This window comes from Sorangium sp. So ce362, assembly GCF_051519845.1.
Taxonomy (GTDB): Bacteria; Myxococcota_A; Polyangia; order Polyangiales; family Polyangiaceae; genus Sorangium.
The window spans coordinates 5,478,056-5,491,476 of record NZ_CP150332.1; the positions used below are offsets into that span (position 1 = coordinate 5,478,056).

The window sequence follows — 13,421 nt, forward strand, 5'->3', positions numbered from 1 at the left end:
TGCGGGCCCCGGCATCGTACAGCCAGCTGGGAGCAGCGCAAAGGGATCGCGGGCGCGAAGAGCAGGCGGACACAAACGGCGAGAGCCCGCCGCGCACCCCGTGCACGGCGGGCTCTCCGAGGCCGTTACAGCCGACCTGCTGCTATTCCGCTCCCTTGCCCATCCAGTAGCTCTCGGGCGGGCCCAGGTAGCTCTCCTTCACGCCACCCGCGTCCACCACGATCTTCTGGAGAATCACGCCCGGATGGACCATCCAGAACTTCAGCACGTGGTTCCCCGGCGCGTTGATCGTGTGCTTGGTGCGCATGATGTTGACGTTGTCCGAGGTGTGCCGCTCCCAGATCTTGTTGCCATTGCCGTTGAGGTCGATGGCATAGGTCATGTTGACCGGCTGGATCTCGCCATCGTCGATCGACACGGCGTACTGCATCCCCTCCTGCCAGTTCTGGAAGTTGTTCCTGGGCGAAACGTACACCCAGACCGTCACCTCGCCGCTGCTGGTGAGGTGCATGTCGTATTCCAGCCGGGGAGAGTCGTCGCCGGGCTCCTGGGCCTCCGCCGTCACAGGGAACGGCGTCATCCCCGCTCCGGTGCGACCGATGTCCGGAAGCCGCTTCCACCAGATCTCCTCCGTATCGACCGCGCGGCTGTAGCGATCCGCGAGCATCGACACATAGCCGTTGGCCTCGATGTAGCGGTTGGGCTTCCAGTCGATCTTCCTCGGGTCGTCGACGCGAGCCGTGACCACCACCGAGCTTCCATCCGACCCGGTGACCGTGATCGGGACCTCGAGCGGGAACTCCAGCGGCAGCTGCTGCGTCGGATCCGCGGGGTTGGGGTACGTCGTGGGAGCGAGGGTCCAGTCCACCCTCACCGTCGCGCGCACCTCCTTGTCGACGACGCCATGGTTCGGGTAGACGGTCAGCCACGGCGGGCACGGGGCGCCCCCGCCCCAGCCGGCCCAGCCGGCGGGGCACGCGACGGGGAGCTCGGCCTCGATCGTGTACTCGAGCGGCTCGCGGCCGCGGTTGAACACCTCGATGTACTGCTCCGGCTGCGTCTGGTACTGGCTGAACGTCGGCAGCACGGGCAGCTCTGCGCTCGCGTCGCCTGCCCCGCCCGCCGTCCAGTAGTTGCTCGAGCCATCGATCGCCACGCCGAGCTCCGCCGCCGCGGGGACATCGAGCGACACGAGCTCGGGCCAGATGAACTCCTGGATGTTGTTGTACTGGTACTCGGCCTGCTGCCAGGACGGGTTGCCCGGCGCGCCGTAGCTGATGTGAGGCTGCGTCTGGAAGCCCTCCCACTTGCCGTCGGCGAGGTCGTGATTGTAGTAGTACGAGAGCGCCAGGTCGTCCTGGAGCCGCGCCTCGGCGATGACCGCCATGTCGTTGGTCGCCGCCCGCCCCTGCGCCGCGTAGTGCCGGTTCTTGAACCCCGCCAGGCGCAGCGCGTACAGGTTGGCAGTCGCCTTCACCTGGTAGAGCACGAGCTGGAAGTAAGCGTCCTGCGCCTCGCCCGGCAGGAGCTGGGCCACGAACTCCGCCTGCGAGGCCAGCGACTCCCACTCGTCCGCGACCTGCTCGAGCTCCTGGTAGTTGGTGAGGCTGAACGGGCTGGCGCTGTCGTCGTACGTGACGGCGGCGGTGTCGGGGTCCGGGACCGCGGTCGTCGGCGCGCTGTACAGGACGTCGTAATCGACCGTGATCTTCCGGTTCGTCAGCTCCGGCTTGCGATCCGACTGCAGCTGCGCGTAGCTGTGCAGGATGTCGGCGATGATGTCCGAGTACTCCGGGCCGAATTGCTGCTCGCTCCACTGCCGCTTCCACTCGCCGATGCGCTCGACAGGCCAGCGATCCGGGTTCCAGGCGTAGTCCAGAAAGAACTGGAGCGGGAGCTCCTCGTTCTTGAAGTCTCCGACGTTGACCACCCAGAGCCGATCCACGCCGTAGTTGTAGGCGAGGTGGAGCTGCTCCCAGACGTTGGGCAGGAGCGTCGTGTCGACCCACTTGTAGTTGCGGCCGCCGCCGACGTAGTCGAAGTGGTAGTAGAGGCCGTAACCGCCGGCCCGCTGCTCGCCCGGCTTCGGCAGGCGCTTCATGTTGGCCCAGTTGTCGTCGGCCCAGACCACCGTGACGTCATCCGGCACGCGGATGCCCGCGTCCCAGTAGCCCTGGATCTCCTTGTAGAGCGTCCAGACCTGCGGGATGGTCGTCACGTCCTCGCCGGTCACGGTTTCAAGGATCTCCCGCTGGGCGGCGACGATCGACTCCATCAGCGGGATGCCGTCCTCCGGGGCCAGGCTGACGTCGCCCGGGCCGCGCATGCCGAGCGTGACGACGCCCTCGATCTTCTCGTCGACCATCCGCTGGATGCCCTTGGTCCAGTGCTTCTTCAGCGCCTCGGCGTTGACCGAGAAGCGCCAGTCGCCGGTGCCGCCGTAGGGGTCCGTCTTCGGCGTGACGACGTTGCCGCTCGCGTCCTTCACCTCCGGGACGACGTGGCGATTCCACTCCTCGATGCCCTGCATCATCGGGGCCTCGTGCGAGGTCCCCATCACGATGCCGTAGCGCGTGGCCGTCTTGTGGTTCTCGGGGTCGTCCTCGCCGAACGCCCGGCCCCACACGGCGGGCCAGATGTAGTTCGCCTTCATCCGGAGCGCGGCCTCGAAGACCTTCTCCCAGTAGAGATGGTTGAGCCCACCCGGCTGATTCGGCGCCTTGCCCGGGCCGAACATCTTGGCTGCCCAGTTGCCCGTCGCCGGGTTCTCGTCGTTGATGAAGAAGCCGCGGTACCTCACGGCGGGCTCACCCTGCGTGTGGAGCCCGGGCAGCACGTACAGCGCGTGCTTCCGCTGGGGCGGGACGTCGTCCCACCAGTACAGCGGCGACACGCCGATCTGCGCGGAGAGGTCGTACGCGCCGAAGATGGCGCCGCGCTGATCGCTGCCCGCGATCACGAGCGCCCGCTCCACGCCCTCCACCGGGTCCTCGACGATCTGCGTGACGAAGGTCTCCCACTTCCCGGTCACACCCGAGACGTCGAGCTTCCCCTCCTCCTCCAGCTGATCGATGAGCGGGCTCTTGCCCAGCGTGCCGATCAGGACCACCTCGGTCGCCGACTCCGGGATCTCATCCGGAACGACCGTCGCCGCGGCGCCGGTCACCCGCTGGATGTCCGCCGCCAGGTCGTTCACGACGCGGATCACACCGTCGTAATCGGTGGAGCTGACCACCAGCGGAGCCACCTTGCCGTTCACGGCCAGGGGAAAACGATCCGCTCCACCCTCGCTCGAGACGTACTTGCCCGGGCCGGCCGCACCTGCCGGCAGGTCGGGCCCTTCCGACCCGCCGTTCTCCCCCGGCGGCCCCTGCTCCCCCGGCGGCCCCTGCTCCCCCGGCGGCCCCTGCTCCCCCGGCCCGCCGTTCGCGCCGTCCGACCCGCAGCCGGTCAGCGTGGCGAGCGACAGGGGAAGCAACAAGCAGAGTAGCGAGGGTCCGATTCGACCCTCTCTGATGCCAATGCGTGCATAGCTCATAACGGTGTTTTCCTCGTTGATGCGGCTGACCGGTGTTCGGCTCGCCCGCGTCCGGCGCCGGCCGTGTCATCCGGCGCCGAGGCAGGCTGCTCGTGTGCAAGGACCGATGTCCCTCGAAGGCGTGCGCCTGCAGTGGTCCGGTTCGTGTTGAAATCGACGGAGCCGCGGACCCGTCGACCACGGCTGGAAAATTCTCCCAACCATGTCAACCTTCGAGCCCGTAAGTAACCAAACAAATTGGATGAGATCTGGGCGTCGTACCTATTCCCACGACGGGCCGACCTGATCTCACAATCGATACCATCGGAGGAGGATGTAAGCAACGCAACCCTCATCGCGCTGGCGTCGCCGACGACGCGTGAACCCCTCCGCCGGGGCGGCAGCTCGCCGAGATCTACGCGGCTCGGCTCACGGCCGGCACTCGTTGCCTCCCCGGTCACTCACGTGCTCGCCACTCCAAAGCTCGTGATGCCGGCCACCGGAGGCGGCCCCCTCGAGACGCGGAGACCTATCGATGGCTCGTCGCTCTTCCGGGAGGGTGAGCGGCCCGCACAAGGGATCTCCGGTCGCCTGCGGCGGGCGTGGTGATTCGAGCTTGACATCGTCGAATCATTCTGTCGTCCCCTCCCCGCGGCCGGCTGCCCCCGTACGGGTGCCGCCACCGGCTGCGCCCGCGCCGCTCGGACCGGCGCCTCGGCCGGGATCGTCCATGAAGGCGCAGCGAGCGACGGCGAGCGGGCGCTGGGCAGGGACGAGGCAAGGCACACCCCGCTATTACACCCGCTGGCCGGTCACGGGAAGCCGCGCGTGACACGCCGCAGCCCGGCTGGCTCCGGGGACGGGCGGCGGCGCGCCACGAGGCCTCTCCGGCCAGGGACTGCCCCGTGGTACGGCTCGGCAGACCGCTGTCGGGCCCGAGGTTCCAGGGGCGACTCGATGACGAAGGGCCGCACGAAGCCGGCCAGAGGCCGCGCGCAGCGCGAGGGCGGGCGGCGCGCGGCCGACACGGCGAAGAGCCTCGCGCGGCTCTGGGGCTCTACACGCATGTTCCCGGCAAGGCCGAGCTGACCGATCTCATCGGTCGACACGGTCTTCGGCGACCGCTACGACGACGTGGACGCGCCCTCGCGGCAGCCGGGGGGTGGCGCGAGTCGCTCGGAACTATCGCAGCGCGCAAATGGGAGCTCTACCAGAATCGGCGGTCTGACGGCCAGCGCTGCCCCTCGAGATGGCGAGTCCCGGCAGCTCGATGGCCGGGCCCACCAGCCGAACAGAACCGCTCCTGAGGCACGGAACCTGCATCGATCCTCCGTCGGGCGACGTCCAGTGCGTCGCGCCCGGCCCCGTGGCATGACAGCCACCGTCGCCGCCGGGCGGCGAGCCGAGAAGCGCCCGCAGCACCGACCGCCAAGCGCGCCTCCAGAGGAGCATCATGCCTGATTCCTTGCCCGCGACCGACCGTGCCCACGACGTGCTTCGCCAGGAGTTTCAGAGCCTCGACCCGATCTTCAAGCCGCGGAACGTCGCCGTCATCGGCGCGACCGAGAACAGCGGCGCCGTCGGCCGCACGCTCCTCTGGAACCTGATCAGCAACCCGTTCGGCGGGACGGTCTTTCCCGTGAACCCCAAGCGGTCCAGCGTCCTCGGCATCAAAGCGTACCCGAACATCGCGTCCGTTCCGGCCAAGGTGGATCTGGCGGTCATCGTCACGCCCGCCGCGAGCGTGCCGGGCCTCCTCGGCGAGTGCGTGGACGCCGGCGTCCGCGGCGCCATCATCATCTCCGCCGGATTCAAGGAGATGGGCCCTCCGGGCGCCCGGCTCGAGCAGCAGATCATGGAGCGCGCCCGCGGGAAGATGCGCATCATCGGGCCCAACTGCCTCGGCGTCATGAATCCGATCGGCGGCCTCAATGCCACGTTCGCGAAGGGGCAGGCGCGGCCCGGCAAGGTGGCGTTCATCAGCCAGTCCGGCGCGCTCTGCACGGCGGTGCTCGACTGGAGCCTCCAGGAGCAGGTCGGCTTCAGCGCGTTCGTCAGCGTCGGCTCGATGCTCGATGTCGGCTGGGGCGATCTCATCGATTACCTCGGCGACGACCCCAAGACGAACAGCATCCTCATCTACATGGAGTCCATCGGCGACCCGGACGACGCGCGCTCGTTCCTGTCGGCCGCCCGCGAGGTGGCGCTGAACAAGCCGATCATCGTGATCAAGCCCGGCCGCAGCGAGGCGGCGGCGAAGGCGGCCGCGTCTCACACCGGCTCGCTCACCGGCTCGGACGAGGTGCTCGACGCGGCGTTCCGGCGCGTCGGCGTGCTGCGCGTGAACGACATCGCGGACCTGTTCTCGATGGCCGAGACGCTCGCCAAGCAGCCGCGGCCCCGCGGCAACCGCCTCTGCATCGTCACGAACGCCGGCGGCCCGGGCGTCCTGGCGACCGACGCGCTCGTCGCGCACGGCGGCGATCTGGCGCCGATCTCGCCGGAGATCCTGGGCGAGCTGAGCAGCTTCCTCCCCGCCGCCTGGAGCCGCAGCAACCCGGTCGACGTGCTCGGCGACGCCGGCGCCGACCGGTACGCCAAGGCCCTGGAGATCTGCGCCAGGGATCCGAACAACGACGGCGTGCTCGTCATCCTCACGCCGCAGGACATGACCGAATCGACCGAGACCGCCGAGGCCCTGCGCAAGCACGCGCACGTCGAGGGCAAGCCGGTCCTGGCCAGCTGGATGGGCGGCGTCGAGGTGGAGGCGGGTAAATCGATCCTGAACCGCGCCGGGGTCCCGACGTTCGAGTACCCCGACATCGCCGCGCGCGCGTTCTGTTCCATGGTCCGCTACGCGTACAACCTGCGCGCCCTGTACGAGACGCCGAGCATGGATGAGCGCGCGCTGAACGTCGATCGCGAGAAAGCCGGGGCGCTCATCGCCGGCGTCCGCGCGTCGGGCCGGACGCTGATGGATGAGTTCGAGTCGAAGCAGCTCATGGCGGCGTACGGCATCCCGACGGTGCCGACGGCCGTCGCCCGGAGCGTCGAGGAGGCCTTGGCCACCGCGAGGCAGATGGGGTATCCGGCCGTCCTCAAGCTGTACAGCACGACGATCACGCACAAGACCGACGTGGGCGGCGTGAAGCTCGACCTGCGCGACGACGACGCCGTCCGCCGGGCGTTCGCCGAGATCCACGTGAGCGTCGCGCAGAAGGCCGGCGCGCAGCACTTTCAGGGCGTGACCGTCCAGCCGATGATCGCCCTGAAGGACGCCTACGAGATCATCCTCGGCAGCGCGATCGATCCGCAGTTCGGCCCGGTCCTCCTGTTCGGGGCCGGCGGTCAGCTCGTCGAGGTCTTCAAGGACCGCGCGCTCGGCCTGCCGCCGCTCAACGCGACGCTGGCCCGGCGCATGATGGAGCGGACAAAGATCTACCGCGCCCTCCAGGGCGTGCGCGGCCGCGCGCCGGTGGACCTCGAGGCGCTGGAGCACCTGCTCGTGCGGTTCTCGCAGATGGTGATCGAGCAGCCATGGATCCGCGAGATCGACATCAACCCGCTGGCCGTGAGCGCCGAGCAGATGATCGCCCTCGACGCGCGCGTCGTCCTGCACCCGGCGGACACGCCCGAGTCGGCGCTCCCCAGGTCGGCGATCCGCGCGTATCCGACGCAGTACGTGACGGAGCTGAAGGGCAAGGACGGGCAGGCGTTCACGATCCGCCCGATCCGCCCCGAGGACGAGCCGCTGATGGTCAAGTTCCACCAGAAGCTCTCCGAGCACACCGTGCGGCTCCGGTATTTCTACCCCATGCAGCTCGACCTGCGCACCGCGCACGAGCGGCTGACGCGCGTCTGCTTCGCGGACTACGACCGTGAGATGGCGCTCGTCGTCGAGGAGCGGCCCGCGGGCGGCGCCGATCGCGAGATCATCGGCGTCGGCCGGCTGAGCAAGCTGCCGGGCACCAACGACTCGGAGTTCGCCCTGCTGATCAGCGACGAGCACCAGAGAAAGGGGCTCGGCTCGCGGCTCCTCGGCCTCCTCGTCCAGATCGCCCGCGACGAGGGGCTCTCCCGCATCAGCGCCGATATCCTGGCCGAGAACACGGAGATGCAGCGCGTGGCGCAGAAGCTCGGTTTCCGGATCACCCGGGATCTGGAGGACTCGACCTCGAGGGCGGAGCTCGTGCTGCAGGAGCGTTGAGACGATGCAGGGCCGGCGGGGAGGTGGGTTCGAAGCCCCCCCGGCCGGCGCGCGCTGACTCCCCCGTCAGTGCGAGCTTCGCTGGACGTCCACCGGAAGTCGCCTGGCGCTGATCATCCTCCACGGGTTGTGGAACTCGCACCGATCGTCGCGGGCCACCGCGATCGTCCGGTACCGATCGAGCAGGATCTCCAGCGCGATCTTGGCCTCGAGCCTGGCCAGCGGGGCGCCGAGGCAGAAGTGGATGCTGTGCCCGAAGCTCAGGTGCTGGTTGGGCTTGCGGTGGATATCGAACGCGTCGGGGTCCCGGAAATGGGCGCTGTCCCGGTTGGCCGAGGCGATCCACAGCATGAGCAGCTGATCGGCGGGGATCCGCTGCCCGCCGAGCTCCACCTCTCTCGTTGTCCGCCGGGCGAGCCGCGGGAACGGCGCGCGGCAGCGGAGCACCTCCTCGATGGCCGCCGGGAGCCGCGCCGGGTCGGCCCGGAGCTCCGCCGCGGCGGCGGGGTGCTCGTCGAGGCAGAGGATCGCGTTCCCGAGCAGCGCGGTCGTGGTGATGTGCCCGGCGATGAGCAGCAGGCCGACGAAGCCGACGATCTCCTCGTCCTCCAGGCGGTGCCCCTCGACCTCGGCGCCCACCAGCTGGCCGATGAGGTCGTCCGTGGGGCGCTCGCGGCGCTGCTGGATGTGCGAAAGGAGGTAGCGGTTCATCTCACCGAGGACCGGTCCGAGGCGGTTCATGGTGGCCTGGTCCGGCAGGGTACCCGGGCCCTCGCTCTCCCTCGACAGCATCGTGTCCGCCCAGGTCCGGAAGGCATCCCGGTCCTCGGCCGGGATGCCGAGCAGCTCGGCGATGACGATCACCGGCAGCGGATGGGCCAGGCTCCCGACCAGATCGAAGCGCTCGGCGTCTCCCACACCGGCGAGCAGCTCATTCGTGACCGTCGCGATCCGCGGCGCGAGCCCGGACACAACGCGCGGCGTGAACGCCTGACTGACCAGATCACGGAGCTTCCGGTGCTTCGGCGGGTCCATCCGGGCGAAGTTGCCCCTGGAGAACAGCGCGAAATCGGCCTGCGGCGGGATGAACCTGGACATGTCCGACGAGAACGTCGCCGGATCGGACAGCACGCGGAGGATCTCCGCGTGGCCGAAGAGCTGCCAGGTGCGCTGCTTCTCGTCGTGAAGAACCGGGCTCCCCTCCCGCGCATTGCGCAGCCACGTCAGAAAGGCGTCCAGGGTGGGCTGGCTCGGCTGGGGGGTCACGTCGGTCGTGCTCATGACGGATCACTCCTCGGGGCTCTCCCGCGTTGAGGTGGTATTGCCTTGCGCGAACTGCGCGTAGTGAGCGCGCAGCTGCTCGAACCTGTCGATGATCCCGGGCGCGAGCGAGCGCAGGGCGTCGAGGTCGGGGGGATCGGGGGGCTCGAAGGCCCTGCGCACCATCGTGGCGACCATCTCGGCCCTCTCCTCGATCGGCTGCCTCTCCTCGGCCGGCAGCAGCGGATCGAGCAGGTAGAAGCCGAGCACCGCCGCGTTGATCGCATAGAGCTGGGCGCCCGGATCCACGTCGGTGCGCAGCAGGCCATGCGACCGCAGGAGCCCGCAGTACTCGCGTAGATACGCGAACTTGTGGCCCTGGAGCGGCCGCGCCGTGCTCTCGCTGACGAGATTGCCGAGCACCTCGGTGTCGCGGGTGAACAGCGCTTGCAGCAGCGGAAACTCCTCCAGCAGGAGGAGCCTCCTTTGCATCACGCGGTGAAGCAGGATCTCCGCCGGATCCTCGCGCATGGCCTCGGCGAACCTGTCGAACATCCTCAGGGCGTCGCGCGCGAGCACCGCGAGGAAGAGCGCCTCGCGCGTCTTCCAGTGCAGGTAGACCGTCCCCTTGCCGATGTTCGCCCGCCTGGCGACCTCGTCGATGGTGACGCGCTTGTACCCCCAGCGGAGCACAAGCTCCGCCGCTGCATCCAGGATCCGCTCGGCCCGCTGCCGCTGCTTCGAGAAATCTCCGTCGGCCACCAGCGCCCTCCGTCACGCGAATCATGACCAGTTTACAAAATTGGTCAAACGTCAACGAGTCACCCGGCACCGGGGCCGCGATTCCATTACCTTAAATTTATATTCAATTACATGTATATACATACCAGGTAATATTGTCCGCACGATGGCCGAAACGTTCGCGGCGCTCGCAGATCCGACCCGCCTGCGCCTCGTCTAGCTGCTTCGCGCCGGGGCTTGGGGGCACGCGCTCGGAGGTGCTGAGAAGCCGCAGACCGCTGTAGTATAGTCCACATGGGGGCAGTTCACGGGGCGTGGTCGCGGCGCGCGGGCGGCGCACTCTGTTCAGCCCCGATCGAGCGGAGCCTGGCAATGGGCTATTGCTGTTCTTCCGGGTGGATGATTTCGACGAGGCGCTGTCACGCGCCAGAGCGCTTGTCAGTCAACTCGCGGAGGAGCCCCAGACGAATCCGGCCACCGGGACCCGAGAGTTCGCTCTCCGCGATCCGGACGGTTACTACGTCATGGTCAGCGCGCTCGCGTGAACGTCCATACGTTCCTGGCGTACATGAGGGGCCGCTCGACGCCCCCCGCTCTCCTCCCGCGAGCGAGCCGCCGCTCTCGGCGAGCACGGTGTCGTGACCCTGCGGGAGCGCGCTGATGAAGTCGTGCGCGCGCACCGCCCTCGCGGCGCGCTCGACGTCCTCACGAGAGGCGTCCGGGCGCCCCACGCAAATCGCCTCCTGCGGCCGCTCAGTCAGACCGAGCTGGCAACGGTGCGCTCGGGTGCGCCGACCGAGCACGAGTGTCGTGGGGGGTCGGAGGCCCTGCGCGTAACGAGCCGGCGGCCAAAGTTCACCCAGGACGGCCATCCTTTTGGTAGGCTGGCGGAGAACGGCGCCGCTGTCCGCCGGCGCTTCGAAGGGCCACGGGATCATGGACGATGGCGATGCGAGAACTGGCACGACAGCAGAGGCGGAGCTGGAGAAGCTCCGCCGGCGCAATGCCGAGCTCGAGCAGGAGCTCGCCGAGAAGCGGCGAGTGGAGGTCGCCCTGCGAGAGAGCGAGGCCCGTTACCGGGGCATCGTCGAGGACCAGACCGAGCTCATTTGCCGCTTCCGGATGGATGGCACGCTGACCTTCGTCAACGACGTGTACTGCCGGTACTTCGACAAGACGCGGGAGGAGCTGGTCGGCCATCACTTCACGCCGCTCGTCCCCGACGAGGACCAGCGCCTCCTCGATCAGCAGTTCGCGAAGCTCGGCCCCGAGAACCCGATCGTCCACACCGAGCACCGGGTCGTGCACCCCGACGGATCGGTCCGCTGGATGCACTGGACCAACCGCGCCCCGCTCGGCGAGGGGGGTGCGCACGCCGAGTTCCAGGCGATCGGCGTCGACGTCACCGATCGCCGGGAGGCGGAGGACGAGGTGAAGCGCCTCAACGCCGAGCTCGAGCTGCGCGTGGCGGAGAAGACGCTGCGGCTCGAGCAGATGGTTCGCGAGCTGTCGGCCCCGCTCATGCCGGTGGCGGATCAGGTCATCGCGATGCCGCTGATCGGCTTCCTCGACAGCGCCCGCGCCACGGCGGCGCTCGAGACCCTCCTCCACGGGGTCGTCGCGCACAACGCCACGACGGTGGTCCTGGACATCACCGGCGTGGGGATCATCGACTCCCACGTAGCCGACGCGATGATCCGGTTGGCCCAGGCGGTGAAGCTCCTCGGCGCCCAGGTGGTGCTCACCGGCATCCAGCCGCGGATCGCGCAGACCCTGGTCGCGCAGGGCGTCGGTGTAGGCGACATCGTGACGCTTCGGACCCTGAAGGAGGGGATCGCGTTCGCCCTGCGGCGTGGCCTGGCCCACCCTCAACGGCCGTCCCGCTAGCGCCGCGAAGGGCGCCTCCAGGCGGCCCGGAGCCCAGGCGTCGGTGAGGCTCGCGCGGCGCCCAGCGCTGCACCTCTCCTCTATCCGGTCCCCCGTCCTGGGTGTACCTTCATCGGTTATGGCGCAAACGCACACGACCGCCGGACCCGACGTGCGCCCCGCTGCTCACGACGCGAGAGCCAGCGACGGCGTCCAGGGGACAGAAGGCGAGTTCGACCCCCGCTACATCAACGACGACATCGCGCCCGTGCGCCTGGATCAGCGCAAATGGGGGACAAAGGACATCGCCGCACTGTGGATCGCCATGTGCGCCTGCACCCCCACGTACATGCTCGCCTCGGGTCTGATCGCCGAGGGCATGAGCTGGGCGCAGGCCGAGCTCACGATACTCCTCGGCAACGTCATCGTGCTTCTGCCCATGATCCTCAACGCGCACGCGGGCACGAAGTACGGCATTCCATTTCCCGTCTACTGCCGGAGCGCCTTCGGCGTCCGAGGGGCCAACGTGCCGGCGGTGCTGCGAGCCCTCGTGGCCTGCGGCTGGTTCGGGATCGGAACATGGCTCGGCGGGTGGGCCATCTACAAGATCGTCGCCGTCTTCGTCCCATCGATAGAGCAGATGCCGGCGACGCCGCTCGGCATCAACACCCCCCAGCTCGCCTGCTTCCTGCTGTTCTGGGGCATCAACGTCTGGATCATTCACCTGGGCATCGAGTCGATCCGGATCCTGCTCAACATCAAGGCGCCCCTGCTGGTCGGCCTCGGCCTCTTGTTGCTCCTCTGGGCCTACAACCGCGCCGGCGGGTTCGGCCCCATGCTCGAGAAGCCGTCGGCCTTCGCGGCGGGGCAACCCAGGGAGGGCCAGCTCTGGAGCTTCTTCCTCCCTGCGCTGACAGGGATGGTCGGCTTCTGGTCTACCCTGGCGCTCAACATTCCCGACTTCACGCGCTACGCGCGCTCCCAGCGCGCTCAGGCCCTCGGGCAGGCCATCGGCCTGCCGCCCACCATGGCGTTCTTCTCGTTCATCGGCGTCGCCGTCACCTCCGCCACGGTCGTCATCTACGGCGAGACTATCTGGGACCCGGTCGTCCTCCTCGCCCGCTTCGAGAGCCCCATCGTCTTGATCGTCTCGCTCGCGGCGCTCAGCATCGCCAACCTGGCGACCAACATCGCCGCGAACGTGGTGAGCCCGGCCAACGACTTCTCGAACCTCTGGCCGTCGCGGATCTCCTTCCGCACCGGCGGCCTCATCACCGGCGTCGTCGGGATCCTGATGCAGCCCTGGCGGCTCGTCAGCGACCCCACGGGGTACATCTTCACCTGGCTCGTCGGCTACTCGGCGCTGCTCGGCCCCGTCGGCGCGATCCTGATCGCAGAGTATTACGTGATCCGGAGGACCCAGCTCGATCTCGTCCAGCTCTACAGGCGGGACGGGTCCTACTGGTACACGCACGGGTGGAACCCCATCGCGCTCGTCGCCCTCGTCGCCGGGGTCCTGCCCAATTTGCCTGGCTTCCTCGGCACCATCCACGTCGTGACGGTCGCCGGCGCATGGATGGAGTTCTACCATTACGCGTGGTTCTCGGGCTTCGCGATCTCGTTCGTGGTCTACGTCGCCCTGACGCTGATGCGTCGCCCGGCCATCCGCGCCGCGGCTTGAGCCTCGCTGCCCGCCCCGGGGCGCGAGATCTCATCAACCATTGACACCGGCGGCGAAGGCCGCGTCCCCGGCGCGCGACGCGCACCGCCGAAGAAACGCGCGCTCCCTCACCACAGCGACAAGACGTCCTCGCGACTGCGTCGTGGCTG

At 68.6% G+C, this 13,421-nt stretch carries 7 protein-coding genes; 4 read left to right on the forward strand and 3 right to left on the reverse strand.

What is annotated here, in order from left to right:
* Positions 1-142 precede the first annotated feature (142 nt).
* The gene (locus tag WMF17_RS21285) at positions 143-3,481 is read right to left on the reverse strand and encodes a glycosyl hydrolase 115 family protein (protein WP_437650947.1); all 3,339 of its coding nucleotides are present in this window, start codon (positions 3,479-3,481) and stop codon (positions 143-145) included.
* A 1,489-nt stretch (positions 3,482-4,970) separates the two neighbouring features.
* Between WMF17_RS21285 and WMF17_RS21290 the strand changes: the two genes are divergently transcribed.
* Positions 4,971-7,724 (forward strand): bifunctional acetate--CoA ligase family protein/GNAT family N-acetyltransferase, encoded by a 2,754-nt coding sequence (locus WMF17_RS21290; RefSeq protein WP_437650949.1) that lies wholly within the window; start codon positions 4,971-4,973, stop codon positions 7,722-7,724.
* 66 nt (positions 7,725-7,790) lie between these two features.
* Here WMF17_RS21290 and WMF17_RS21295 read toward each other — a convergent pair whose 3' ends face one another.
* Together WMF17_RS21295 and WMF17_RS21300 are read right to left on the reverse strand one after the other, a co-directional pair.
* Positions 7,791-9,005, reverse strand: a complete 1,215-nt coding sequence (locus tag WMF17_RS21295; RefSeq protein ID WP_437650951.1) for a cytochrome P450 — start codon at positions 9,003-9,005, stop codon at positions 7,791-7,793.
* 6 nt (positions 9,006-9,011) lie between these two features.
* Positions 9,012-9,746 (reverse strand): TetR/AcrR family transcriptional regulator, encoded by a 735-nt coding sequence (locus WMF17_RS21300; RefSeq protein WP_437603919.1) that lies wholly within the window; start codon positions 9,744-9,746, stop codon positions 9,012-9,014.
* A 293-nt stretch (positions 9,747-10,039) separates the two neighbouring features.
* Here WMF17_RS21300 and WMF17_RS21305 point away from each other — a divergent pair, with 293 nt between their 5' ends.
* The 3 genes from WMF17_RS21305 (at position 10,040) to WMF17_RS21315 (ending at position 13,272) form a co-directional block, all read left to right on the forward strand.
* Entirely contained in the window at positions 10,040-10,270 is a 231-nt protein-coding gene (locus tag WMF17_RS21305) for a VOC family protein (protein ID WP_437650953.1), read from the forward strand.
* A gap of 391 nt (positions 10,271-10,661) precedes the next feature.
* A complete protein-coding gene (locus WMF17_RS21310) occupies positions 10,662-11,612 on the forward strand; it encodes a PAS domain S-box protein (RefSeq protein WP_437650955.1) in 951 nt (316 codons plus the stop codon).
* A 118-nt stretch (positions 11,613-11,730) separates the two neighbouring features.
* On the forward strand, positions 11,731-13,272 hold the full coding sequence (locus WMF17_RS21315) for an NCS1 family nucleobase:cation symporter-1 (protein WP_437650957.1): 1,542 nt from the start codon (positions 11,731-11,733) through the stop codon (positions 13,270-13,272).
* Positions 13,273-13,421: the final 149 nt, after the last annotated feature.

Excerpts from the sequence above, each read along its gene's own strand:
- WMF17_RS21310 (WP_437650955.1), top strand. The coding sequence starts at position 10,662 with ATGGACGATGGCGATGCGAGAACTGGCACGACAGCAGAGGCGGAGCTG.
- WMF17_RS21290 (WP_437650949.1), top strand. The coding sequence starts at position 4,971 with ATGCCTGATTCCTTGCCCGCGACCGACCGTGCCCACGACGTGCTTCGC.
- WMF17_RS21315 (WP_437650957.1), top strand. The coding sequence starts at position 11,731 with ATGGCGCAAACGCACACGACCGCCGGACCCGACGTGCGCCCCGCTGCT.
- WMF17_RS21295 (WP_437650951.1), bottom strand. The coding sequence starts at position 9,005 with ATGAGCACGACCGACGTGACCCCCCAGCCGAGCCAGCCCACCCTGGAC.